Annotated in this window: 22 protein-coding genes and 1 tRNA gene; 11 read left to right on the forward strand and 12 right to left on the reverse strand. The window is 39.5% G+C overall.

What is annotated here, in order from left to right; genetic code table 11:
* The first annotated feature begins 78 nt into the window (after positions 1-78).
* The gene (locus tag L4F92_RS04070; RefSeq protein ID WP_250350646.1) at positions 79-288 is read left to right on the forward strand and encodes a cold-shock protein; all 210 of its coding nucleotides are present in this window, start codon (positions 79-81) and stop codon (positions 286-288) included.
* Positions 289-421: 133 nt separating this feature from the next.
* Here L4F92_RS04070 and L4F92_RS04075 read toward each other — a convergent pair.
* Positions 422-498 (reverse strand) — tRNA-Met (locus L4F92_RS04075).
* A 238-nt stretch (positions 499-736) separates the two neighbouring features.
* Here L4F92_RS04075 and mltA point away from each other — a divergent pair.
* The 4 genes from mltA to rlmKL all read left to right on the forward strand — a co-directional run bounded on the left by mltA (position 737) and on the right by rlmKL (position 6,021).
* Positions 737-1,846 (forward strand): murein transglycosylase A, encoded by a 1,110-nt coding sequence (gene mltA / locus L4F92_RS04080; RefSeq protein WP_250364304.1) that lies wholly within the window; start codon positions 737-739, stop codon positions 1,844-1,846.
* Positions 1,846-2,619 carry a tRNA cyclic N6-threonylcarbamoyladenosine(37) synthase TcdA gene (gene tcdA, locus L4F92_RS04085; RefSeq protein ID WP_250364305.1) on the forward strand — a complete coding sequence of 258 codons (774 nt, stop codon included), beginning with the start codon at positions 1,846-1,848 and terminating at the stop codon, positions 2,617-2,619. Before mltA ends, tcdA begins: the two co-directional genes overlap by 1 nt.
* A gap of 101 nt (positions 2,620-2,720) precedes the next feature.
* A complete protein-coding gene (gene znuA / locus L4F92_RS04090; protein WP_250364306.1) occupies positions 2,721-3,749 on the forward strand; it encodes a zinc ABC transporter substrate-binding protein ZnuA in 1,029 nt (342 codons plus the stop codon).
* Positions 3,750-3,882: 133 nt separating this feature from the next.
* The gene (gene rlmKL, locus L4F92_RS04095) at positions 3,883-6,021 is read left to right on the forward strand and encodes a bifunctional 23S rRNA (guanine(2069)-N(7))-methyltransferase RlmK/23S rRNA (guanine(2445)-N(2))-methyltransferase RlmL (protein ID WP_250364546.1); all 2,139 of its coding nucleotides are present in this window, start codon (positions 3,883-3,885) and stop codon (positions 6,019-6,021) included.
* Between the two features lie 131 nt (positions 6,022-6,152).
* Here rlmKL and frdD read toward each other — a convergent pair whose 3' ends face one another.
* From frdD to frdA, 4 genes are read right to left on the reverse strand one after another with little or no spacing between them, the layout of a single operon-like run.
* Complete coding sequence (frdD, locus tag L4F92_RS04100) at positions 6,153-6,497, reverse strand: fumarate reductase subunit FrdD (RefSeq protein ID WP_250350642.1); 345 nt, start codon at positions 6,495-6,497, stop codon at positions 6,153-6,155.
* Positions 6,498-6,507: 10 nt separating this feature from the next.
* Positions 6,508-6,900 (reverse strand): fumarate reductase subunit FrdC, encoded by a 393-nt coding sequence (frdC, locus tag L4F92_RS04105; protein WP_250350641.1) that lies wholly within the window; start codon positions 6,898-6,900, stop codon positions 6,508-6,510.
* Between the two features lie 11 nt (positions 6,901-6,911).
* A complete protein-coding gene (locus tag L4F92_RS04110; RefSeq protein WP_250350640.1) occupies positions 6,912-7,682 on the reverse strand; it encodes a succinate dehydrogenase/fumarate reductase iron-sulfur subunit in 771 nt (256 codons plus the stop codon).
* Positions 7,675-9,474 carry a fumarate reductase (quinol) flavoprotein subunit gene (gene frdA, locus L4F92_RS04115; protein WP_250350639.1) on the reverse strand — a complete coding sequence of 600 codons (1,800 nt, stop codon included), beginning with the start codon at positions 9,472-9,474 and terminating at the stop codon, positions 7,675-7,677. Before frdA ends, L4F92_RS04110 begins: the two co-directional genes overlap by 8 nt.
* Before the next feature lie 268 nt (positions 9,475-9,742).
* Between frdA and epmA the strand changes: the two genes are divergently transcribed.
* Together epmA and L4F92_RS04125 are read left to right on the forward strand one after the other, a co-directional pair.
* Complete coding sequence (gene epmA / locus L4F92_RS04120) at positions 9,743-10,714, forward strand: elongation factor P--(R)-beta-lysine ligase (protein ID WP_250364307.1); 972 nt, start codon at positions 9,743-9,745, stop codon at positions 10,712-10,714.
* A 550-nt stretch (positions 10,715-11,264) separates the two neighbouring features.
* Entirely contained in the window at positions 11,265-12,356 is a 1,092-nt protein-coding gene (locus L4F92_RS04125) for a porin (RefSeq protein WP_250364308.1), read from the forward strand.
* A 100-nt stretch (positions 12,357-12,456) separates the two neighbouring features.
* Here L4F92_RS04125 and rnb read toward each other — a convergent pair whose 3' ends face one another.
* From rnb to prfB, 5 genes are all read right to left on the reverse strand, one after another.
* Positions 12,457-14,436 (reverse strand): exoribonuclease II, encoded by a 1,980-nt coding sequence (gene rnb, locus L4F92_RS04130; RefSeq protein WP_250364309.1) that lies wholly within the window; start codon positions 14,434-14,436, stop codon positions 12,457-12,459.
* Positions 14,437-14,505: 69 nt separating this feature from the next.
* Entirely contained in the window at positions 14,506-15,294 is a 789-nt protein-coding gene (locus tag L4F92_RS04135) for an SDR family oxidoreductase (protein ID WP_250364310.1), read from the reverse strand.
* Between the two features lie 186 nt (positions 15,295-15,480).
* Entirely contained in the window at positions 15,481-16,236 is a 756-nt protein-coding gene (locus L4F92_RS04140; protein ID WP_250364311.1) for a Nif3-like dinuclear metal center hexameric protein, read from the reverse strand.
* Positions 16,237-16,301: 65 nt separating this feature from the next.
* On the reverse strand, positions 16,302-17,810 hold the full coding sequence (gene lysS / locus L4F92_RS04145) for a lysine--tRNA ligase (protein ID WP_250364312.1): 1,509 nt from the start codon (positions 17,808-17,810) through the stop codon (positions 16,302-16,304).
* Positions 17,811-17,978: 168 nt separating this feature from the next.
* A protein-coding gene (gene prfB, locus L4F92_RS04150; RefSeq protein ID WP_250364313.1) for a peptide chain release factor 2 occupies positions 17,979-19,077 on the reverse strand; the annotation gives its coding sequence in 2 pieces (ribosomal slippage) (positions 17,979-19,001 and positions 19,003-19,077; 1,098 coding nt in all).
* Between the two features lie 162 nt (positions 19,078-19,239).
* Between prfB and dsbC the strand changes: the two genes are divergently transcribed.
* The 4 genes from dsbC to L4F92_RS04170 all read left to right on the forward strand — a co-directional run bounded on the left by dsbC (position 19,240) and on the right by L4F92_RS04170 (position 23,094).
* Positions 19,240-19,926 (forward strand): bifunctional protein-disulfide isomerase/oxidoreductase DsbC, encoded by a 687-nt coding sequence (gene dsbC, locus L4F92_RS04155; protein WP_250364314.1) that lies wholly within the window; start codon positions 19,240-19,242, stop codon positions 19,924-19,926.
* A gap of 71 nt (positions 19,927-19,997) precedes the next feature.
* On the forward strand, positions 19,998-21,719 hold the full coding sequence (recJ, locus tag L4F92_RS04160; protein WP_250364315.1) for a single-stranded-DNA-specific exonuclease RecJ: 1,722 nt from the start codon (positions 19,998-20,000) through the stop codon (positions 21,717-21,719).
* A gap of 11 nt (positions 21,720-21,730) precedes the next feature.
* Positions 21,731-22,390, forward strand: a complete 660-nt coding sequence (locus L4F92_RS04165) for a thiol:disulfide interchange protein DsbA/DsbL (protein ID WP_250364316.1) — start codon at positions 21,731-21,733, stop codon at positions 22,388-22,390.
* The gene (locus tag L4F92_RS04170) at positions 22,390-23,094 is read left to right on the forward strand and encodes a 5'-methylthioadenosine/adenosylhomocysteine nucleosidase (RefSeq protein WP_250364547.1); all 705 of its coding nucleotides are present in this window, start codon (positions 22,390-22,392) and stop codon (positions 23,092-23,094) included. The genes L4F92_RS04165 and L4F92_RS04170 overlap by 1 nt, the downstream gene beginning before the upstream one ends.
* 52 nt (positions 23,095-23,146) lie before the next feature.
* Here the strand turns inward: L4F92_RS04170 and uhpC are convergent, their stop codons facing one another.
* Positions 23,147-24,421, reverse strand: a complete 1,275-nt coding sequence (uhpC, locus tag L4F92_RS04175) for an MFS transporter family glucose-6-phosphate receptor UhpC (protein ID WP_250364317.1) — start codon at positions 24,419-24,421, stop codon at positions 23,147-23,149.
* The gene (uhpB, locus tag L4F92_RS04180) at positions 24,421-25,932 is read right to left on the reverse strand and encodes a signal transduction histidine-protein kinase/phosphatase UhpB (RefSeq protein ID WP_250364318.1); all 1,512 of its coding nucleotides are present in this window, start codon (positions 25,930-25,932) and stop codon (positions 24,421-24,423) included. Before uhpB ends, uhpC begins: the two co-directional genes overlap by 1 nt.
* Position 25,933: the final 1 nt, after the last annotated feature.

The raw sequence follows: 25,933 nt of genomic DNA on the forward strand, positions 1-25,933 counted from the left end.
GGCTATATTTAAAGTTTTTTATTTTATCATCATAATATTATTACGTTATCTAAGATTAGATTTAACTTAGGATTTAAAATGTCTAGAAATAACGGAACCGTAAAATGGTTCAATGAAGCAAAAGGGTTTGGTTTTTTACAATCAGAAGGTGGCGAAGAAGTGTTCGTGCATTTCTCAGCAATTCAATCAAATGGATTTCGCACCTTAAAAGAAGGTCAAGCCGTCGCGTTTGATATTGTTGATGATAAAAGAGGAAAAAAAGCCGAAAACGTCAGTATCATTGCGTAATGCTTTTTAACAGAAACACCGCAACAAAAAGTGCGGTGTTTTTTTATGAAAATTATTTCTAAATCATCTGGTTGAAAAAAATTAAGGAAAAGCGAAATAAAAAAACCGCCGATAAAATCGACGGTTAAGCATTTGGTTGCGGGGGCTGGATTTGAACCAACGACCTTCGGGTTATGAGCCCGACGAGCTACCAAGCTGCTCCACCCCGCGTCTGTGAGGGCGTACTATACGCGATTTTATTTGTAATGCAAGCCTTAATCCTAAAAAAATGTGTTAACTGATATAAAAATCGGCAATTTGCTGTCTTTCAACGCAAAATGTACAAAATTTCTGCCGCACGTTTTTTATCAAAAGAAGAAAGAATATAAAAATCGCTATCACTTTAAGTGATTTTTTGTTATTTTACGCCGTTTCATTGCGAATTATTTTATTAAGGAATCCATTGCGAATGTCAGCAAAAATTTTCAAAAAATGCACCGCACTTTTAGCGATTGCGGTGCTTTCGGCTTGTTCAAGTTCTAATCATTCCAACAAAATAGCAAATTCAAGTAATCACTTGGCAGATCCGAAAATCTTTGGGGCGAAATATGATGGACGCACTTATCAGCAACAATTCTTAATGCCTGTTTCCGCAGTAGAAAATCAAAGTGCGGTAATAAATCAAGGGGATTTTTTAACTCAACTTTCTAATGTACGTCAATATTCTTCTCGCTTAACCAATAAATTTGCGGTGAGTTACGGTAAAGTAACGAATTGGGTGTTATCTGGCGCTAATGTGAATGAATTAGCAAATTTTGGTATTCACCCAATGATCATGAAGGGGCAAGATGGTTATCAAAATGTCTTAATGACAGGATATTATTCCCCAGTAATCCACGCGCGTCGTACACCGCAAGGCAAATATAATCAACCAATTTATGCAATGCCAAGCCCTTCACAAAAACGTGTAAGCCGTGCGCAAATTTATGCAGGCGCACTAAAGGGGAAAGGCTTAGAATTAGCTTATAGCGATTCGATGATCGACAACTTCCTACTTGGTGTTCAAGGTAGTGGTTATGTGGATTTTGGCCACGGTGAGTTAAATTATTTCGCTTATGCTGGGCAAAATGGCTTAGATTATGTGGCAGTTGGTCGTTTATTAGTGGAAGACGGTGAAATCGCTAAAGAAAAAATGTCTATTCAAGCTATTAAGGACTGGGCGAAAGCTAATCCTTCTCGCTTACAAGCCTTGCTAGAACGTAATCCTTCTTATGTGTATTTTAAAAATGATCCAACTGGCAAAGTAAAAGGATCGGCGGGCGTGCCACTTGTGCCAATGGCGTCGATTGCCTCTGATCGCTCTGTTATTCCTTCTGGTTCTATCGTTTTAGTCGAAGTCCCACAAATAGATAAACAAGGTAGATGGACGGGAGAGCATAAACTGCATTTGATGATTGCGTTAGATGTCGGAGGAGCGGTAAAAGGGCAACATTTCGATTTATATCGTGGCATCGGTGATGACGCTGGGCATATCGCAGGCTTATCCAAACATTACGGACGTGTGTGGTTATTACAATAATGAGTGAACGCATAGATAATTATGAACAGCGTTTCGGTGGCATTGGGCGACTTTATCGCCCAGCTGCCTTACAACGTTTACGCCAAGCACATATTTGCGTGATCGGCATTGGCGGGGTCGGTTCTTGGGCTGTTGAGGCGCTTGCTCGCTCCGGCATTGGCAAGATTACAATGATTGATATGGACGATATTTGTGTTACCAATATTAATCGCCAAATTCACGCTATTTCAGGCAATATCGGCAAGCTAAAAACAGAAGTGATGGCAGAACGTGTTGCTTTAATTAACCCAGATTGCCAAGTACATATTATTGATGACTTTCTTTCTAGCGAGAATTTAGCGGATTATATCACCGCGGATTACGATTATGTGATTGATGCCATTGATAGCGTCAAAACCAAGGCTGCACTTATTGCTTATTGTAAACGGCAGAAAATTAAAATTATCACTGTTGGTGGTGCGGGCGGACAGACCGATCCAAGCCAGATTCAAATTGCCGATTTAAGTCGAACAATTCAAGATCCTCTCGCAGCAAAAGTGCGGTCAATTTTACGTAAAGATTTTCATTTTAGTCAAAATCCTAAACGGAAATTTGGCGTAGATTGCGTGTTTTCCACGCAACCATTGATTTTCCCACAACAAGATGGAAATTGTGCGGTTTCTGCCACAATGAACTGCGCCAATGGCTTTGGCGCGGCAACAATGATTACTGCCACCTTTGGCTTTTTTGCGGTATCCCGTGTGATTGAAAAATTATTGGCATCTATAAAATAGCCATCTTATTTTTTAATAAAAAAAAAGATAGCTATTTTTAACAAAACGATCTAAGCTAAGTCATCGAATTATGATAATCATTCTTGATAATAGGAGTATATATGACGAAGTTAAACCCGTTTTTTAAACAAACTGCCATTGCAGCCGCATTGCTTTCTTTCTCTACACTAGCTTCTGCAAGTGTGGTTACTTCCATTAAACCATTAGGATTTATTGCCTCTTCTATTGCCGAGGGGGTAACAGATACGCAAGTATTAGTTCCAGCAGGGGCCTCTCCCCACGACTATAATTTGAAGCCATCAGATGTGCAGAAATTAAAAGCGGCTAATCTTGTTTTATGGGTTGGCGAAGATGCGGATGCCTTTCTAGCTTCTTCCTTGAAAAAATATATTGATCCAGAGAAAGTGGTTACTATCGCAACATTACCTGAAATTACGGCGGATATGCTAGAAAAAGGTGAACATCATCACCATCACCACCATCATGACGGCGAAGAACACGAACACGAACATGAGCATGAACACGATCACGAACATACCGCCGACAGTGATCATCACAAACATAACGATGTGCATGAACATGAACATCATCATGATAACGATGAAAATGCCCATTTAGAAACAAACTGGCATATTTGGTATTCGCCACAAATTAGCCAAGTTGTGGCAAAAGATTTTGCGGCAAAATTAATTCAACAATATCCTGATAAAAAAGCACTTATTGAGCAAAATCTTGCACAATTCGACCGCACTTTAACGGCGCAAAATGAAAAAATTAAACAACAACTTGCCCCCGTACAGAAAAAAGGATTTTATGTTTTCCATGATGCTTACACCTATTTTAATAAGGCTTACGGGTTAAATCAGGTGGGGGCATTTACGATTAATCCATTAGTTGCTCCGGGGGCGAAAAAATTGGCTCATATCAAAGAAGAAATTGAAGAACATAAAGTCGGTTGCTTATTTGCAGAGCCACAATTTACGCCAAAAGTGATTGAAACATTACATAAATCGACGGGCGTTAATGTGGGGCGTTTAGATCCGATGGGCGATGCGGTATCATTAGGTAAAGATTCTTATGCGAATTTCTTACAATATACCGCTGATAGTTATTATCGCTGTTTGAAATAAATTACCTTCCTACTCAGAGCGAACGTCTTGTTCGCTCTTTCTTTTAGATAAAAAACAGAATTAAAATCGACCGCACTTACTGGCTTTGCTATAATCTGCCCCATTACGCTTTGAAAGTATCAATGAATTTATGATGAAAAAATTATTTGCCACCACTGCGCGTGGCTTTGAAGAATTATTAAAAACCGAACTCCTCGAACTTGGCGCACAAGAATGTCAAATCGCACAGGGAGGCGTGCATTATTTAGCTGACGAGGAAACCCTTTACCGCACGCTCTTATGGTCAAGGCTCAGCTCACGTATTTTACTGCCTTTGGTACAAAGTAAAATTTATAGCGATTTAGATCTTTACTCTACGGTAATTGGGCAAAATTGGTTAGATATTTTTGATGAGCGTTGCCAATTTGTTGTGGATTTTAATGGCACTAACCGTGAAATTCGTCATACGCAATTTGGTGCAATGCGCGTGAAAGATGGCATTGTCGATTATTTTGAACGACAAGGCAGAGCGCGCCCAAGTGTGGATAAAGACAACCCTGATATTCGCATTCACGCCTATTTAAATCGTGACGATTTTATTCTTTCTCTTGATCTCAGTGGCAATGCCTTACATTTGCGTGGCTATCGTGAAGATACAGGGGCTGCGCCACTACGTGAAACCTTAGCCGCCGCCATTGTATTACGTTCAGGTTGGCAACAAGGCACGCCTTTGATTGATCCAATGTGTGGTTCAGGTACATTGCTCATTGAAGCCGCCCAAATGGAAGCCAAAATTGCACCGCAGTTACACCGCTTACATTGGGGGTTTGATTTCTGGAAAGGGCATAATCCGCAAGCTTGGGAAAAAGTGAAAGAGGAAGCCATCACCCTTGCCCAACAAGGTTCACAACAAGCTCAGCCCCATTTCTATGGTTTTGATTTAGATCACCGTGTATTACAAAAAGCACAACGCAATGCCCAAAATGCAGGTGTTGCTCATTTAATTCAATGGAAACAAGGGGATATTGCCACACTAAAAAATCCAACGGAAGAAAAAGGCACGCTTATTTGCAACCCACCTTATGGTGAGCGTTTAGGGACAACACCAGCATTAATTGCGCTTTACTCCGTGTTTGGGCAACGTTTAAAACAGCAATTTGGCGGTTGGAATGCCTCCGTTTTTAGTGGTGAACCCGCATTACTTGATTGCCTACGCTTACGTTCTCACCGTCAGTTTAAAGCAAAAAATGGCCCATTAGATTGCGTACAGAAAAATTATCAAATTGCTGAAACTGCCCAACAAGAAAGTGCGGTACAAAATCTGCAAGAATTTTGCCCTCAACATCAAGGCGTTGCACAAGACTTCGCCAATCGCTTACAAAAAAATATCAAGAAAATCGAAAAATGGGCAAAACAGCAAGGCATTAACGCTTATCGCTTATATGATGCGGATCTGCCAGAATATAATATTGCCGTGGATCGTTATGTCGATCATATTGTGGTGCAAGAATACGCAGCACCGAAAAATATTGATGAGAATAAAGCGCGTCAGCGTTTACTTGATGCCGTAACCGCTACCCTTGCTGTAACAGGTGTGGAAACCAATAAACTCGTGTTAAAAGTTCGCCAAAAACAAAAAGGGACAAATCAATATGAGAAATTGGCGAACAAAGGGGATTACTTCTATGTTGAAGAATACGGCGCAAAATTGTGGGTCAATTTAACGGATTATTTAGATACGGGACTGTTTTTAGATCACCGCTTAACACGCAAAATGGTAGGTGAAATGGCAAAGGACAAAGACTTTCTAAATTTGTTTGCTTACACAGGCTCCGCGACGGTTCACGCTGCCTTAGCGGGGGCGAAATCCACCACTACCGTAGATATGTCTAACACTTATCTGAACTGGGCAGAACAAAATTTAATGCTTAATGATATTGAAGGTAAACAGCATAAATTAATTCAAAGTGATTGTTTACAATGGTTAGAAAAATGCGATCGTCAATTTGATCTGATCTTTGTTGATCCACCCACTTTTTCCAATTCTAAACGAATGGAAAACAGCTGGGACGTGCAACGCGATCATCTTCAATTATTCACTCATTTAAAACGGATTTTACGTTCCAATGGCACAATTGTATTTTCTAACAATAAGCAAAAATTCAAGATGGATTTTGACGGTATGGCTGCACTCGGATTAAGTGCGGTAGAAATTTCTGCCAAAACCTTACCACTGGATTTTGAACGCAATAAACACATTCACAATTGTTGGTTAGTCACATTGACAAAATAAAGCTATTGAATATTGGCGTAGTACTGTATGGACTTGCCTTGCTTTATTTCAAACTTACATAGCAAAAAATCAAGCAATAATAAAAGACCTTTTCAATCGAAAAGGTCTTTTGTTTCTCTATCACAATGAATTTAAATATGCCATACAGCGAAAAGCGTCAGTAATGAAAATAATCCAGCAAGCCCATAAAAAATAAATCCGGCCGCAGGAATATGTACTTTAAAATCGTGTAAGCCTAGATGGACACGATGAATACCGCACCACGCTGGGAAAATTAATAAGGCAAGAATAATTAATTTTCCGATCCAAGTTCCAGCAAATGCAATAATATTTTCTGGCGAAACTAACCCAAAAGGGAGTAAAAAGCCGAAAATCAGTACAAGAACGGGAAAGAATACAGCACTGATTGCACCACCTGCACCAAATAATAGCCATACAGCAGGTTCATTAGAACGTTTTGGATTTTGTTTGTTCATATGCTCATTCCTATACTAAGATTAAGACAATAATACTCACCAATGCAGTGATCGCCCAGAAAATGCGAGAAAGTAATGTCGCATTGATACGCTCATTTTTTACAATGATATTTACCATCTGAGGAGCCATATTAAAAAATGTAAAGCTATTTAATAACACGGCACCAAGCGTAATGATGTTCAATATCACAACGACGGGATTTTGTAAAAAATGAATAAAGTTGGTTGCAAAAGTTCCATTTCCTAAAGAGATTAACCCATAGAATAGTTCTAAACAAAACCAAAGAGTAGGAACTGCGGTGCTTTCGCGTAATACATAAAATTTGTAAAAATCTAACTTTTTCCACCAAGTTGGTGTGATTTCACGCACATATTTTTTGCGTTTGCTTGCGGTTGCTGTCATTTTACTCCTCCTTAGTTTTGTGGTTTTAACATTGCCAAAACATAATCTTTTGCACTTTCGATTTTGCCTTGGTTAACAGCGGAGGCTGGATTAACGTGTTTTGGACAAACTTCTGAGCAGTAACCCACGAATGTGCAGCTCCATACCCCATTATCCCCATTCAGAATTTTCATCCGTTCTGCTTTGCCGTGATCACGGTTATCAAGGTTATAACGATGAGCAAGTGTAATCGCAGCTGGACCTACAAATTCAGGATTTAAGCCAAATTGTGGGCAAGCTGCATAACATAGCCCGCAATTAATACACATTGAGAACTGGCGATATTTCTCTAATTGTGCGGGTGTTTGTTTGGTTCGACTTTTTGCCAATTCAGCAGATGGATGTGGATTACCATCTAGTGGTGGCGCTTCATTACCAATAATATAAGGTTTAATACTTTCTAGACTTTCAATAAAGTGGCTTAGATCAACAACAAGATCCCGTTCAATTGGGAAATTAGCCAACGGTTCAATACGCATATGTCCACTGTAATCGCGTAAAAATGTTTTACAAGCAAGTTTAGGTTTATTATTGACCATCATTCCGCAAGAACCACAAATTGCCATACGGCAAGACCAACGATAAGACAGTTCAGGCTCAAGTTTGTCTTTAATATAGCCAAGTGCATCAAGCAATGAAGTTTGGCTATCATAAGGTACTTGATAGGTTCTTAAATAAGGTTCTTTATCTTGCTCTGGGTTATAACGCAGAACTTCAACATTCATAATCGCTTGATTAGCCATTTGCTTGCTCCTTAGCTTTTGCAGCTGCTTCTTGAGCTTCTGCTTCCGCACCATAAACACGTTTTGCAGGTTGAGATTTTGTGATTTTTACTGGGCTATATTCAATGCGAGGCGCACCTTCTGCATTATAGAAAGCTAAGGTGTGTTTTAAATAATTCACATCATCACGTTCTGTATAGTCTAAACGTTGGTGAGCACCACGAGATTCTTTACGTTCAATCGCCGAATTAGCGATAGATTGTGCAACATCTAAAATATAGCCAAGTTCAACAGTATAAAGCACATTGGTGTTGAAGACACTTGAGCGATCGGCAATACGAATTCGTTTATAACGTTCTTTTAGTTCTGCAATTTTATCAACTGTTTGTTGCATACTTTCTTGAGTACGATAAATACCGCAACCTTCTTCCATTGAATCGCCCATCTCATCACGAATTTGTGACCAAGATTCTGTGCCTTCTTGGTTATAAAGATCTTCTAAACGTTGTACCACATCTTGTGCTTGTGCATTGACTGCATTTTGGTTTGCAGGGCTTGCTTCACTTGCGCGTTGAGCAGCATATTCCCCAGCAACACGTCCTAGCACAACAAGTTCCGCTAATGAATTTGAACCTAAACGGTTCGCCCCATGCAAGCCTGAAGAAGCACATTCACCCACAGCAAATAAACCTTTAATGCGAGTTTCACTGTTGAAATCCACTTCAATCCCACCCATTGTATAATGCACAACAGGACGCACGGGAATAGGGGCTTTAGCAGGATCAACGCCTTCATAAGCATTCGCGAGTTCACAAATAAATGGTAAACGTTCGTGCAAATATTTTTCACCTAAATGGCGTAAATCAAGGTGAACTACATCTACCCCTTTTTCCGTTTTTAAGGTATTGCCTTTACGCCATTCTTGCCAGAATGCTTGCGACACTTTATCACGCGGACCTAATTCCATATATTTATTTTCAGGTTTACCAATTGGTGTTTCAGGGCCTAAACCATAATCTTGCAAATAGCGATAGCCATCTTTATTGACTAAAATGCCCCCTTCACCACGGCATCCTTCAGTCATCAAAATTCCCGTATTTGGTAAACCTGTTGGGTGATATTGCACAAACTCCATATCACGCAATGGCACACCGTGACGATATGCCATTGATAATCCATCACCCGTTACAATACCGCCATTTGTATTAAAGCGGAACGCACGGCAACCACCACCAGTGGCGATAATCACAGCATTTGCATTGATTTGTACCAATGTGCCTTCCATCATATTCATTGCCACCATACCACGAGCATGGCCGTCATCAACCAGAATATCTAACACAAAATGTTCGTCAAAGCGTTGAATTTGCGGGAATTGCATTGAAGTTTGGAAGAGGGTATGTAACAAGTGGAAGCCTGTTTTGTCGGCAGCAAACCAAGTACGTTCAATTTTCATTCCACCGAAACGGCGCACATTCACATCACCGTCTTGTTTACGACTCCAAGGGCAGCCCCAGCGTTCTAACTGCGTCATCTCAACAGGGGAATGTTCTACAAAGTATTCCACCACATCTTGTTCACATAACCAATCGCCCCCTGCTACGGTATCGTGGAAATGTTTTTCATAAGAATCTTCTTCCTTGATCACGGCAGCCGCGCCTCCTTCGGCAGCGACAGTATGGCTACGCATAGGGTAAACTTTTGAAACTAAGGCAATTTTAAGATTTGGATTTGCCTGTGCTGCCGCAATTGCTGCTCGTAAACCACCGCCACCAGCGCCAACAATTGCAATATCGACATTAACAGTTTGCACGATTTCCTCCAATATAAAGTAGATGAAATTTATTAGGGTGAGTTTATTTTGCCACGCTTTTATAAAATAAATCAGACTTTTTTATCAAAAAATGTGAGCAAAGCTTCAAAGTGTGATCTAACTCAAAAAAGTTAGAGAGAATCCTCTAGCTTAATGAGAATTTTTCTCTTTTAGAATGAATACATTGCGTAAAAATAACTCATCTTGTTGAAAAATTTCAGGTAAAATAACCGCACTTTTCTTACAAAGGAATTGACTGAGGCACTTTATGACTGAAAATGAACAATGGCGACCAACAGCCAGTATTCAAAATTTATTAGCTCGCGCCAAAATTATGGCTGAAATTCGTCGCTTTTTTACTGACAGAGGATTGCTAGAAGTCGAAACACCAATTTTAAGTGAATTCGGTGTAACGGATGTGCATCTTGCCACCTTTAGCACAGAATTCACCTCACCGTTTAAACATCAATCAAAAACTTTATGGCTTTCAACTAGCCCAGAATACCCAATGAAACGCCTACTGGCTGCGGGAAGTGGGGCGATTTTTCAGCTTTGTAAAGTGTTCCGCAATGAAGAAGCTGGCACAAAACATAACCCAGAGTTCACGATGTTGGAATGGTATCGTCCGCATTTTGATATGTACCGTCTTATCAATGAAGTGGATGACTTATTACAGCAAATTTTAGATTGCGCTCCCGCAGAAAGTATGACATATCAATTTGCCTTTCAAGAATATGTCGGGCTAGATCCGCTTTCTGCTTCTCGTGAAGAATTAATTGCCAAAGCGAAAGAATATCATCTGGAACAAGCAGAAAATGAAGAGAGAGATACCTTGCTACAATTTTTATTCAGCACTGTGGTTGAACCAAATATTGGACAAGAGCGCCCCGTTGCCATTTATCATTTTCCCGCAACACAAGCAGCATTAGCACAAATTAGCTCAGAAGATCACCGCGTGGCAGAGCGTTTTGAGTTCTACTATAAAGGCATTGAATTGGCTAACGGCTTTAATGAACTTACTGATGCAAACGAACAACGCCATCGCTTTGAACAAGATAACCGCCAACGTGAACAATTAGGTTTACCAATCCGCCAACTTGATGAGCGTTTTCTCGCTGCACTCCAAGCTGGTGTGCCAAATTGTGCTGGCGTAGCCTTAGGCGTAGATCGCTTAATTATGATTGCACTTGGTGCAAAAAATATCAGTGAAGTGGTTGCATTTAGTATAGAAAATGCTTAATTAAGAAAAATCATAAAAAATGACCGCACTTTGGTTTGAAGATCAAAGTGCGGTCATTTTTATTGACGTTTTTCAAAGTAAAAAGAAAGCAACTCAGTACTGGGGGAGTGGAGAAGAATGTCGCAAAACATAGTGCATTATGTTTCTGAGTTAGATGATAAATTGTGATCTGTTGCACATTATTAAATAAAACACCTGTTTATTTTATTTTTTATGAAATGTTGTTTTATAAAGATAATTGGAGTAGCTTTAATTAGTTGTTTATCAATATGTTAGGTTTCTATATGCAGAGAAGAAAACGGATTTCGGTTAATAAAAGTGAGGCGGAGATCACATTTTTTCATTTGGTATATTTTTCTTATTTGTTTTAACTATATGTTTTTCTTTCATATTTTTCATTTGTTTAAAAGTTCCCTGTTTTTGACAGAAAAAAATAACCTACCTATATTATTTCCAACCGAAATTATTTTTGGTTAATTAATATCGGATTGATAGAAATTGGGGTTTTATTCTGTCGGGTATAAAAAACCTTAAACAAAGGAAGTTCATTATGAAAAAGACACTTATCGCATTAGCTGTAACAGCAATGGTTTCAGCCACCGCAAATGCCACTGTAATCTATGAAAAAGAAGGAACAAAAATTGATTTAGATGGACGTATGCACTTTGAGTTACGTAATGATTCAGAGCAGCGTAATGATTTACGTGATATTGGTTCACGTGTGCGTGTAAGAGCATATCAAGATGTCGGGGCGGGTTTTCAAGTATTTGGTGGCGCAGAGCTTCGTTTTTCTAGCGTTGATGGAGCAGCGGATGCCATTGGGAATAATTTAAGAACACATCGTTTATTTGTTGGTGTAAAACAAAATGATGTGGGTACTTTAACCTTTGGTCGTCAATTAAACTTAGGTGATAACATCCCTAAAGCAAATTATACTTACGATGGTGGCGGTAATATTTTCTTCGATGGGCATAAAAAAGCTGCAACATTTATGTCTAACAAATTTGCTGGTTTCCGTTTTGCCGCAGATTATTACTTTGGACAAGCGAATAAAGCGAACCAAACTTCAAGCGGTACAACTGGCTGGGATGAAGGTCAAGGCTATGGTGTAGGTGTATTCTATGATAATAGCTTTGGTGATTTTGATGTTCGTTTTGGTTCGGGTTATTCTGCGGTAACTCAATCTGAGGACAATACCAAAGCCAAAGAATTCAAACTTAAACGTGGTGGTGTTGGTTTTGATCTTACCTATAACAAACTTGTTACACTAGGCTTTGACTGGGCATTTGGTAAAGTGTCTAAAACAGGTGTTGAAAGTGGTAATATTGGTTTCCAAAAAGTCGCAGGTTATAAAGCAACGTTGCATAAAAATAACCGTTTCTTAGTGGGCTTAAAAGTAATGGCAACGCCACAAAATGCTGTTTATGGAGAATACTATTTTGCAACAGGTAAAAAAGCAGACCCTGCAGCGAAAGCGTTAAAAATGCGTGGTTGGATGTTAGGTGTAGATCATCGCTTTAATAAAAACCTTGTTGTGTATCTTGAAGGCGGTAAAGGTAAAGTTACACAAGATGGTAAAGTGTTGAACACAAAAGGAAAAGCAAACCATCGTGTAGCATTGGGTGCGCGTTTCTTATTCTAATATTAATAGTTTGATTTAAATCCCTACGATAAATAATGGGCCACCCTTAAATTAGTGTATTGTCTAAATTTAGGTGGCCTATTTTGTTCTGGGCAAAAGCTTAATTCACGACCTGCCCAATAATACTCCGAGTTTCTTCTTTCACTTCGGTGAGTATCACTTGTATTTTGTCGCCAATTTTATAAGCTTTTTCACCTTTGATATAAAGGGCGATTTCGTCAGGGTTGACTTGTATTTCTTCCTTATTATTGTGAATAGTGGAAGCGGGGATAAACATTGACGCGCCATTTTCTAACAATAACACACGCAATCCGCTACGCATTACATCTTGAATTTCAGCGTCAAATTGAGGTTTGCTTTCTACTTTGTCGGCTAAATAACGGCAGTATAGCCAATCCGCAATATCACGCTCAATCAAACGATTTTGCCGGCGTGCCTCTTGTAAGCGTTGTAGTACTGCATCAGTTGGTTTTTGATATTGCTGCGTTGTTAGGCTTGCTTTGATGAGGCGGTGATTCACCATATCACAGTATTTACGAATTGGAGATGTCCAAGTCGCATAACCTTCTAGCCCTAAACCAAAGTGCGGTGCTAATTCTGCTTTAAATTCCGCAAAGGTGAGGTAGCGGCGTAAGCGTAGCTCTAGATAATCTCCCTCAATCGGTTCAATATCGTGTCGCATACGACAATAGCCCTCAAGTGTTGCGAGGTTTTCAGTGGAATAACGTGTTTTTAGTTCGGCTTCACTCTCTTCATTTGCTAACTGAGAAAGGAGAAACTGTTGTGCGGAAGTCAGGTTTTTGCTATCAAAGCCTGAATGGGTATTAAAAATACCGCATTGTGCTGTTTCATTAAGATAATGCGCCGCACAGATATTCGCGAGGATCATTGCTTCTTCGACAATTTGATTGGCAATACGGCGATATTCGGCAACGATTGCCTCAACTTTTCCATTTTCAGCCAATTTAAAGCTGTAATCAGGCTTTTCTTTAAATAGCAAAGCATTGGTTTTACGCCATTGGATTCGTGCTAAGGTAAATTGATGAAGCAGATCGATTTGATTTTTGGTGGCTTCGTCATTTGGTTGCCAAGCATTGTCTTGCTGTTCTAAGTAATCCGACACATTATTATAGGCTAATTTCGCTTTTGACTGGATCTGAGCGGATTGGAAAAGAGGTTTGCTACGGAGATTGCCTTGTAAATCAATTTCAATATGACAAACTAATGCAGGACGCACTTCATTTTCCATCAGTGAACAGAGTTCATCTGAAAGCTCTCTCGGCAACATCGGAATGTTAAAACCCGGAAGGTAATTGGTGAAACAGCGTTGCTTGGCTTCTTGTTCAATGATTGAATTTTCATCAATATAAGCAGTAGGATCGGCAATGGCAACCACTAATTTCCAGCCGACTTGTTGTCCGTTTTCATCAAGCTGTTCAATATAAAGCGCATCATCCATATCTTTGGTGCTTTCGCTATCAATCGTAACAAAATGAAGTGCGGTCAAATCTTCACGTAGTTGTTTATCAAGCATTTCATAATGATCTTGTCCCTGAACAGGGTAGCGAGACTGTTGATGGCGCGCTAAGGTTACCCACCAAGGGGCAAATTCATCACGTTGTGAGCAAATAAATTGGGTGATTTGAGCAAATAAAAAACGGTCATCGCGTAATGGATGGGTTTTCAATTCAGCCACCACCCAATCGCCTTCTTGTAAGTCTTCGGTAACCGTTTTAACTTTATTGGCACCAATAGGTTGATTGATTTGTGGATGATCCACCAAGACTTGCAATTTTTTGTCTTTATTGAACCGCACTTTAGCGATAAAGCGAGTGAGCATTGGCTCGATCAGTTCTTCTGGTTCGGCTTGTTCTTTATCGCCGACCGTTTCAATGCGTGCTTTGATTTTATCGCCGTGCATCACTTTTTTCATTGCCGCAGGAGGAATGAAGTAGCTTTTTTTATCCGTTTCTAAAAAGCCAAATGCCTTGTCTGAACCGCGTACCACACCTTCAACGACAGGTTTGCTATCACGAATTTGTTGTTTTAATTGAGATAATAGGGGATTATTTTGAAACATATCATTTCTTCTTAATAAACGACAAAAGGCAGACGTTATAGGTCTGCCTTATTTTGTTCGAGGTTAAATTTATTCTGCACCTAATTCGCTCATTGCAGTAATGCTAAAGCCTGCATCAACGTGCAATACTTCGCCAGTTACTCCAGAAGCTAAATCAGAGCATAAGAAAGCGGCGGAATTACCTACATCTTCGATGGTTACTGTACGACGTAATGGCGCAGTGTTTTCAAAGGTTGCCAACATTTTCTTGAAGTTTTTAATGCCAGATGCCGCTAATGTGCGAATTGGTCCAGCAGAAATCGCATTGACACGGATGCCGTCTTTACCTAGATCGGCTGCCATAACGCGGGTACTTGCTTCAAGAGAGGCTTTTGCTAAGCACATCACATTGTAGTTTGGAATAGCACGCTCAGCGCCTAAGTAGGTGAGGGTAACTAAGCCTGAATTTGGGTTAAGCATAGGGCGTGCTGCTTGTGCCATTGCGACAAAGCTGTATGCGCTGATGTCGTGTGCAATGCGAAAGCCTTCACGTGTCGCCGCATTAACATAATCACCATCTAATTGATCGCCCGGTGCGAACGCGATTGCGTGGACAAAACCATCAAATTTTTCCCAGTGTTTACTTAATTCCGTAAAACAGTTGGTGATATTTTCATCGCTGGCAACATCAAGAGGAAGAATAATGTCTGAACCAAATTCTTTGGCAAATTCTTCCACGCGAGGTTTTAATTTGTCATTCAAATACGTGAATGCAAGCTCTGCACCTTCACGTTTCATTGCTGCAGCAATCCCATAAGCGATAGAACGATTGCTCGCCAAACCTGTAATTAAAATACGTTTACCTGTTAAGAAACCCATTTTTTATTCCTTTTTATGAACCTAATGAATTAGGTATTGTGAAAAATTGTGCTTAGTATAAGGGAAAAGTTGCGCTTATACAAAGCTGACCTGAATTTTGGCAAAATTTACACCGCACTTTGCTTTTTTACTGGCGTTGATTTAGCGTTAATGTTGCCTTACTGAATACTATTCCCTTGATATTAACTACGCTGGATTGTAAATATCTTTGAACGCCACATCAACATCGTAGTTTTTCGCCAGCCATTCTCCTAAGGCTTTGACACCATAACGCTCAGTGCAATGATGCCCTGCGGCGAAGAAATTAATCCCTTGTTCTCGTGCTGAATGGATTGTTTGCTCCGAAACTTCACCCGTAATAAACGCATCAATGCCTTGTTGAGCGGCAAGATCAATATAGCCTTGACCGCCCCCCGTACAAATGCCCACCGTGTGAATGAAGTGCGGTGCATTTTCCAAACAAAAAAGTGGTTTGCGTTGTAATTGCTGTTCAATGCGTTGTGCCAATTCTTCACCACTGATTGGTGTTTTTAACGTCCCGTAAACGGGAATGCTGAATCTTCCTTGTTCCAATGGTTGGAGATCCTCAATACCAAGCAAGGCGGCAAGTTGTGCGTTATTGCCAAGCTCAGGGTGAACATCAAGGGGTAAATGATAGGCATAAAGATTAATATCATTTTGCAATAATGCCTTAATTCGCTTACCTTTCATTCCTCGAATACAAGGATTTTCGCTTTTCCAAAAATAGCCGTGATGAACCAAAATGGCATCGGCATTTTGTTCAATCGCATAATCAATTAACGCTTGGCTTGCTGTTACGCCAGTGATGATTTTTTTAACCTCATCTTTACCTTGTATTTGTAAACCATTCGGTGCATAGTCGGTGATACTAGTAGAATCTAGTTTTTGATTGATTAATTGTTCTAATGTTAAATTGTTCATTATTTATTATTCACTATGAAAAAGAAAAGACAGCCTTAAGCTATCTTTCCTTTATTAATTTATCTTTACCCTTTATGTTTCATTGCGGGGAAGAGAATTACATCACGGATTGATGGTGCATTGGCGAAGAGCATTGCTAAACGGTCAATGCCAAGACCCTCTCCAGCCGTTGGTGGCAAGCCGTGTTCAAGTGCGGTAACAAAATCGTCATCTTTAAACATCGCTTCGTCATCACCAGCTTCTTTTGCGGCAACCTGTGCATCAAAGCGTTCAGCTTGATCTTCGGCATCATTTAATTCTGAGAAACCGTTACCAATTTCACGTCCACCAATAAATAATTCAAAACGATCGGTAACCTCTGGGTTTTCATCATTACGGCGTGCTAATGGTGAAATTTCCGCTGGATGAGCCATTAAGAAAGTCGGTTGAATTAAGTGATGTTCTGCCACTTCTTCAAAAATTGCGTTTACGATAGAACCTAAGCCCCAAGATTTTTGTACTTCAATGCCAAGTTTGGTTGCCAATACCTTAGCGCGATCGAAATCATAAAGATCTTCTTTCTCAATGCCTTTATCCGCACCGTATTTTAAAATTGCTTCGTGCATAGTGATACGCTCGAATGGCTTACCGAAATCAAATTCATAGTCGCCATAAGGAACAATTGTGGTACCGAGAATGTCTAGGGCGAGTTTGCGTAATAATTCTTCGGTGTTATCCATTAAATCGTGGTAATCCGCATAGGCTTGATAATATTCGATCATCGTAAATTCTGGATTATGACGTACAGAAACCCCTTCATTGCGGAAGTTACGATTTAATTCAAATACACGTTCAAACCCACCTACAACAAGGCGTTTTAAATAAAGTTCTGGGGCAATACGTAGATACATATCAATATCTAATGCATTGTGATGGGTAACAAATGGACGGGCAGCTGCACCACCGGGAATCACTTGTAGCATAGGCGTTTCCACTTCAATAAAGCCTTTACTGATGAAATACTCACGCATTCCAGCAATCACTTTTGAGCGAATAATAAAAGTGCGGCGTGATTCTTCATTAGAAATCAGATCCAAGTAACGTTGGCGATAACGCATTTCTTGATCGGCTAAACCGTGGAATTTATCGGGTAATGGGCGTAGTGCTTTGGTTAAAAGTTGCACTTCTGAGGCGCGAACGGTCAGTTCATTGGTTTTGGTTTTAAATAATGTGCCTTTAACCCCAACAATATCGCCTAAATCCCAGTTACCGACATCATCAGCATAGACGCCTTCTGGCAAATTATCACGAGCGATATAAAGTTGAATGCGTCCGCTCATATCTTGCAAGGTAACAAAGGTCGCTTTACCCATAATGCGACGTGTCATAATGCGCCCTGCCACTTTCACTTCCACATTTTGGGCTTTCAGTGCTTCGCCTTCTACTTCATCATATTGTTGATGCAAATCCTGTGCAAGCGCATCACGGCGGAAGGTATTGGGAAACGCATTGCCTTTTTTACGCAATGCGGCCAATTTTTCACGGCGAACTCGCATTTCACCATTTAAATCTAATTCTTGAGTTTGTTCTGTCATTTTGTTTTACCTTTAAATTTTATTGTTATCTACACAACTGTTTATGAGGCAAGGTTAAAATCGTTTAGTCAATCTAGTTTTGTGAATAATCAGATGTTTCTTTCTTTTTTATAAGAAAAACCTGAGCATTGGTGATGTCAGAAAAGATCTTGATTTTTTATCTAACGATTACAAACCAGCTTTTAAGCTTGCCTCAATAAATTTATCTAAATCACCATCTAACACGGCTTGCGTGTTGCGGTTTTCAACCCCTGTACGTAAATCTTTAATTCGTGCATCATCAAGCACATAAGAACGAATTTGGCTGCCCCAACCAATGTCGGATTTATTATCCTCCATAGCCTGTTTTTCGGCATTTTGTTTTTGCAATTCAAGTTCGTACAATTTGGCTTTAAGCTGTTTCATTGCTTGATCTTTATTCTTATGTTGTGAACGATCATTTTGACATTGCACCACAATACCACTTGGAATATGGGTAATTCGCACCGCACTTTCTGTTTTGTTCACGTGTTGTCCGCCAGCACCAGAGGCGCGATAGACATCAATGCGTAAATCCGCAGGATTGATATCAATATCAATGTTGTCATCAATTTCAGGATAAACAAAAGCGGCACTAAAAGAAGTATGACGACGATTATTCGAATCAAATGGACTTTTACGTACGAGACGATGAATGCCCGTTTCTGTTCTAAGCCAGCCGAAAGCATATTCGCCAGAAACACGGATCGTTGCAGATTTTATCCCCGCGACATCACCGTCAGAAACTTCCATCAATTCGGTTTTAAAGCCTTTACTTTCAGCCCAACGTAAATACATACGTAATAACATTTCTGTCCAGTCTTGTGCTTCTGTTCCGCCAGAGCCTGCTTGAAGATCGACATAGCAATCTGCCGCATCATTTGCGCCACTAAACATACGGCGAAACTCAAGTGTAGCTAATTTTTGTTCTAATTCATCGAGTTCTGCCACCGCCTCATTGAAGGTGTCTTCATCTTCAGCTTCAATGGCAAGTTCTAACAAGCCCTCTACATCTTCCAAGCCTTGTGTTAAATGTTTAATGGTATCAACCACTGCCTCTAAGCTCGCACGTTCTTTGCCTAGTGCTTGGGCTTTTTCTGGCTCATTCCATACATCGGGCTGTTCTAGCTCTGCATTGACTTCTTCTAAACGTTCGATTTTGCTATCAACGTCAAAGATACCCCCTAAGGGTTGCCGTACGTTCAGCAAGATCGGCAATTTTATTTTTGATTGGGTTAATTTCAAACATAAATTCAGTTCTATATGATTTTTTAATATAAGAGCCGAATTATATGCTATTTTAGCCCAATTTGGTAGGTCAATTATGTTGAAAGCCTTTTCCTATTAGCTTGTTAATAGGGCTTGTGATAAAATCTGCCGTTCGCAAGGAATGAATATCAGGAAACAAAAAATGAAGAAAATAATTACCGCACTTTCGTTATCGACTTTGTCTGCTTATGCGCTGGCTAACGATGCTCAAATTGAAAGCCAATTAAAAAAATTGGGGATTTCGCAAATGGAGATCAAATCTTCTCCGCTTGCAGGAATTAAAACAGTCATCAGTAATGAAGGCATTTTTTATACCTCTGAAGATGGCAAATATGTGCTACAAGGGCAACTATACCAACTCACTGATAAAGGTCCAGTAGATTTAACAGGAAAATTTTTACTTGATAAATTAAACAGTTATAAAGATGAAATGATTGTTTATCCAGCAAAAAATGAAAAATATGCAGTAACTGTATTTATGGATATCACTTGCCATTATTGTCATTTATTGCATCAGCAAATTCAGCAATATAATGATTTAGGCATTACCGTGCGTTACCTCGCGTTTCCTCGTGGTGGATTGAATAATAACACGGCAAAACAAATGGAAGCCATTTGGCAGGCGAAAGATCCTGTGTATGCCTTAAATGAAGCAGAAAAAGGCAATTTGCCGAAAACCTTGAAGAATGCGGATAGAGTAAAAAAACACTATGAGCTTGGTGTACAATTTGGTGTGCGCGGTACGCCTAGCATTGTTACGCCGACAGGCGAGCTGATTGGGGGCTATTTACCACCAAAAGAATTATTAAACGCGTTGCAAGAAGAATAAGCGCGGTAAAATTTTTTGTTGGGGGTTATGTATTCCCCCAAAATAGCGAGAGTGAAATCCATTAATTTGATATGAACAAAACAATCCAACGCCGTCCTATTAGCTCAGAACAACCTATTAGCGATCATCCTTTGCTTGATCGCCTTTATCGTGCGCGTCAAATAAAAAATTCGCAACAATTAGACCGCACTTTAAATTCAATGCTTTCTCCCCATAGGTTATTTGGTATGCAACACGCGGTAAATGTGTTGGCACAGGCACGTGAAGCGCAAAAAAAGGTGGTCATCGTTGGGGATTTTGATGCGGATGGTGCAACCAGTACGGCATTAACCGTTGTGGCGTTACGTCAGCTTGGCTTTCAGCAAGTGGATTATCTTGTGCCGAACCGTTTTGAACAAGGTTATGGCTTAAGTGTTGAGGTGGCGAAATTAGCTTTGGAAAAACAGGTAGAGGTGCTTATCACCGTAGATAATGGCATTTCTTCCTTTGAAGGCGTCGCCTTTTTAAAAGCACAGGGCGTACAAGTGGTGGTAACCGATCACCATTTACCTAGCGAAACTTTGCCGGAAGCTGATGCTATTGTAAATCCTAATTTATCACAATGTGATTTTCCGTCTAAATCTTTAGCTGGCGTTGGGGTTGCTTTTTATGTGATGTTGGCGTTGCGCGCCAAGTTACGTGAACAAGGCATATTTGATAACAAAAGCCAACCCAATTTTACTGAGTTGCTTGATTTGGTTGCACTTGGCACCATTGCCGATGTGGTGCCATTAGATCAAAATAATCGTATTCTCGCTTATCAAGGCTTGCAACGTATTCGTGCAGGACGTTGTCGCTACGGTATCCAAGCCTTAGCAGAAGTGGCTAATCGTGATATGAGCCGATTTAGTGCGTCAGATTTAGGCTTTGCTATCGCGCCTCGTTTAAATGCAGCGGGTCGGTTAGATAATATGTCAGTCGGGGTAGAATTACTTTTAGCACAAGATATGCCTTCTGCACGGGCATTGGCATTAGAGTTAGATGGGCTTAACCAAACACGTAAAGAAATTGAACAAGGAATGAAATTAGAGGCGCTAGAAATTTGCCGAAAATTGACCGCACTTACTCCGCCATTGCCAACAGGTATCGTGCTTTATCAAGCAGATTGGCATCAAGGTGTGCTGGGCATTTTAGCGTCAAGACTAAAAGATCAGTTTCATCGCCCTGTGATTGCCTTTGCCCAAGATCAGGAAGGCATTCTTAAAGGCTCAGCGCGTTCTATTGAAGGATTACATATTCGCGATTTATTGGAACGCTTACATTCTCGCCATCCAGATATGATTATCAAATTTGGCGGACACGCAATGGCCGCAGGGCTGAGCATTCAAGAAGAAAAATTTAGTGATTTCCAACGACTATTTAATGAAGTCGTAACGGAATGTTTAGATGAGAAAGATCTGCAAGGTGTCGTGTGGACGGACGGCGAACTTGAGCCACAATTTATGAATTTAAATACAGCAGAGCTACTCAAGCAATCAGGACCTTGGGGTCAAGCTTTCCCTGAGCCTGTCTTTGATGGTGAATTTAACCTCTTACAACAGCGTTTAGTGGGCGAAAAGCATTTAAAAATGATGGTTGAGCCAATCAATGGTGGGGCTTTATTCGATGCCATTGCATTTAACGTAGATACCCGTTATTACCCTGATCTTTCATTAAAAAAAGTGAAACTTGCCTATAAATTAGATGTTAATGAATACCGTGGGCAGCGTAATATTCAGCTCTTGGTGGATTATATTGAGCCATTGGCAGATTGATGGTGTATAAAATGTGGCGGCTACTTTTTTTCTTTATGATGCTTGGTGTGAGCCAAATAAGTTGGGCTGAACCCCTTGAACAGCCTAAGTTACATATCAGCCAATTTGAAGAAGGGCGTGATTATTTTTCTTATCAGGAGCCATTAGTGATTCCTGCTCGTGCTGATCATAAGATTTTAATTCAATTTTTCTTTGATTATGATTGCCGTGTTTGTTCTGTGGCGCAGGATATTCTTAATTTATATAGCCAAATCAATCGTGATCATATTGTACTCACGGAGATTCCCGTTGCTACAACAAAAGCGAACTTAACGGCAAATATTTTTTACACCTTACAGCAAATGAATGCAGAGAATGTTTCTGATTTATTGTTGTTTGAAAGTTCTGAAAAAAAACGTTATACCGAATTAGCTCATTTTCCTACTTTCTTAAAATGGCTTGCACAACAACATATTGATACAGAAGAATTTACTAAATTGTATCATTCGGTTAATGTCCGTTTACAAGTAAAAGATGCCATTCAACTGACGGAAGAATATGGGGTATTTACTTATCCTTATGCCATCATTAATGGCCGTTATGTGCTTACCGCAAGCACCCTTTATAACGATGATTATAGCTTTGCCGTGTTAGATTTTTTAATTAACAAATTATTACAAGAGAAACAATGATGAAAATTGGAATTGTCGGTGCAATGGCACAAGAAGTGGCGTATTTATCTGCCCTAATGGAAAACCAAACGACAACGCAAATTGGTGGCGCAACCATTTATCAAGGTACAATTAAGGGCAAAAACATTGCCTTATTGCAATCAGGTATAGGAAAAGTGGCAGCTGCAATGGGAACCACTGCGCTGTTGCAACTTGCTAACCCCGATGTGATTATCAACACGGGCTCGGCAGGTGGGGTTGCAACGGGATTAAAGGTAGGCGATGTAGTGATTTCTACCCAAACAGCTCACCACGATGCGGACGTTACCGCATTCGGCTATGTCAAAGGTCAGCTACCTAATTGCCCCGCACGTTTTAATTCTGACGAAAATCTCACCGCACTTGCGGAAAAAGTGGCACTTGCGCAAGGGCAAAAAGTGCATAAAGGCTTAATTTGTTCAGGTGATAGTTTTATCCACGGCGGAGAGCCTCTCGCACAAATTAAACAACATTTTGCTGATGTAACAGCGGTAGAAATGGAAGCCGCCGCCATTGCCCAAGTATGCCACGCTTTTAACATACCTTTTGTGGTGGTTCGTGCAATTTCTGATAGTGGCGATGGGGAAGCGAGTATGTCCTTTGAAGAATTCCTTCCTCTCGCCGCCAAGCAATCTTCCGCAATGGTTGTGGCGATGATTGATGAGTTGTCATCATTTAAGCCATAACAGAAAGACGTAACAGTAAGAAGCCTTAGTATTTTTATATGCTAAGGCTTTTTTAATTCTGTGCTTTTAAAAATGGCAAGAGTAATAAGGCAATAAGAAAGGCGCAACAGGAAATCACCACAAAAAAACCGTTCCAATGAAAGTGTTGCATAATAATGGCTAAAGGATAGCCTGATAATGCCGCCCCTAAATAAGCAAATAAACCAATAAACCCCGTAGCGGTGCCTGCCAGTTTTTTATGGGAACATTCCGCTGCTGCCATTCCAATCAGCATTTGTGGACCAAATACAAAAAATCCGATAGAAAAAAACACCGCACTTTGCAAAATAAACTTTTCTTGCACCATTAACCACAATGCTAAAATAGAAAAGAAAATACCAATCGCAAATAGCAGTGCCATAGGGCCACGATTGCTAGAAAATAATTTATCAGATCCCCAACCAGCAACTAACGAACCCAAAATACCGCCAATTTCAAATAGTGAAATAACACTGTTGGCAGACACCAAATCATAATGATATTTTTCAGTTAAATAAATATTTCCCCAGTCGTTAATGGCTGTTCTGACAATATAAACGAGGGTATAACTGAGTGCCAAAAGCCAAATATATTTATTTAACAAAACGTAGCGATATAATATTTGTTGCCAGCAAAGATCTTTTCCTTCTTGTTCTTGAATTAATTCTAATTGATCCTTTCGCCATTGCCCAATGCTCGGTAGCCCAAGAGATTCAGGGGTACCTCGTAACCGCAGGGCAAGGAATAGGGCAATAAAAAGCGTGATGATCCCAGCGATAATGAATCCATAACGCCAACTATAATGCAAGGTAACATAGCCAATAATTAAAGGGATTAATGCCCCACCCACATTGTGTGCAGTGTTCCATACCGACCACCAAGCGCCCCGTTCTGTACGAGAATACCAAGTGGTGAGCAATTTAGAACAAGCAGGCCAGCCCCAGCCTTGAAACCACGCATTGAGAATCCATAAGCTCATAAACACGAAGAGTGAACTTGATAATCCAAAAAAGATATTTATAACGCCACTAAAAAAGAGACCAATTGCCATAAAATAGCGTGGATTAGTGCGATCAGAAAACATACCAGATAAAAATTTAGAAATGCCATAAGTAATATAAAAGGCGGTGGTCATCATTCCAATATCATTTTTATCAATGCCTAAATCAGAAATTAATGCAGGAACAGCATAGTTAAAACTTTTTCGAGTAAAATAAAAACCGGCATAGCCAATATACATCACAAACATTAAATGAATGCGCCAATATTGGTAACGTTGATTGATTTGTTGCGGTGTTTCTTTATTCATTAGTTAATCCAAGGTAATTCTACAAAAATACCTGTGCCACTTTGCTGGTGTTTTGTCCATTTTACAGAATGAATCTCAAATTTTCCGCCTAACATTGCAACACGTTCTTTCATTCCTTTTATACCTAATCCACTGTGGTTGATTTTAGATAAATCAAAACCAATGCCGTTGTCTTGAATATGTAATGTGATTTTTTCATCAATGTTCACATTAATAGTGATTTTTGTTGCACCCGCATATTTTTTTATATTATTTAATGCTTCTTGGCATAAACGATATAATGTAATTTCAAGTAAATGAGAAAGTACGCGATTTTTCGGATTATGACAATGCAAATAAATATGCGTATTTTGGCTTGCAAAATCTAATTCAATAAAAAGATTTTGTAAGGCTTCTTGTAAGTTGAGGTCATCTAAAATACGTGGACGGATTTTATTAATAAGCCCTTTAATACTATCGTAAATATTTAAGGATAATTGCTCAATAATCTGTGAGAGTTTTTCGTATTCTAGTGTTTTTCCTATCCGTTTTAAAATACTGGCTTGTGTTCTAATAGCCGTGATATTTTGTCCAATTTCATCGTGTAATTCTCGTGAGATTTCCTTCCTAATTTCTTCTTCACGATGAATTAATTGCTGGGTTAAATATTGGTTTCTCAGCAATTCTTGGCTTAAATGCTGATTTAAATCTCGTTGATGTTGAATGCCTAAGCCAAGGAAAATGCCTGTAATGGTTTGGGCAGAAAGGGTGAGCAATAAATCGGTTAATTCTACATTAGAAAAATGGTGAGTTGTACTAATCAGCGCCAAACTATTCAATAAGATCCCTAGCAAAGCGCCTTGCCAACCATAACGAAAAGCCAGCAAAATAATGGGGATGGCTAAGAAAAAGAGTGAAAAACGATTAAAAGATTCAGGTAAATCAGTCTGGATATAAATATTTAAGAGGAATAATAACAAATAAATAATAATAGGTTTCGATCTTAAACTGATGGGTTTTCGGATAAGGCTTGAGGTTAAAGGTAACCATTTTATTTCAAAAAGAAAATAATAAATTAAATAACAAATTGGAATAATTAGCACCGCACTTGAGAAACTGACAAGAAAAGTGAAATAAAAATGCGCTGTATTTATAAAGTAGAGTGCGTTGATTAGGCTGAGTAAGGTAATTAATAAACCTTGTAATAATAAACAGCGTAATTGACTTCCAAAATAGTATTTCTTAAATATAAACAAGATAGGTATATTCAATAACCCTAGTAAGACAATAGAAACATAATTATTGGCAGGAAAAGCAATAGAGAGTAAGAGTAAAATGCTATATTCAGCAAGATAAATAGCAATCCAATATTTTATTTGTGTGTGAATGAGAATACCAATGCGTAACGCAAAAGGAAAAAATAAAAAAGACAGCAGTGGATCATCTAATAAATAATTAGAAATAATCCATAAGCAAAAATAGGCTGGAGCAACAAAAAACCAGCTATATATAAAAGAGAAAAGGGTATTCATT

The sequence above is a fragment of the Avibacterium sp. 21-595 genome (genome assembly GCF_023611905.1).
In the GTDB taxonomy this organism is placed as follows: Bacteria; Pseudomonadota; Gammaproteobacteria; order Enterobacterales; family Pasteurellaceae; genus Avibacterium.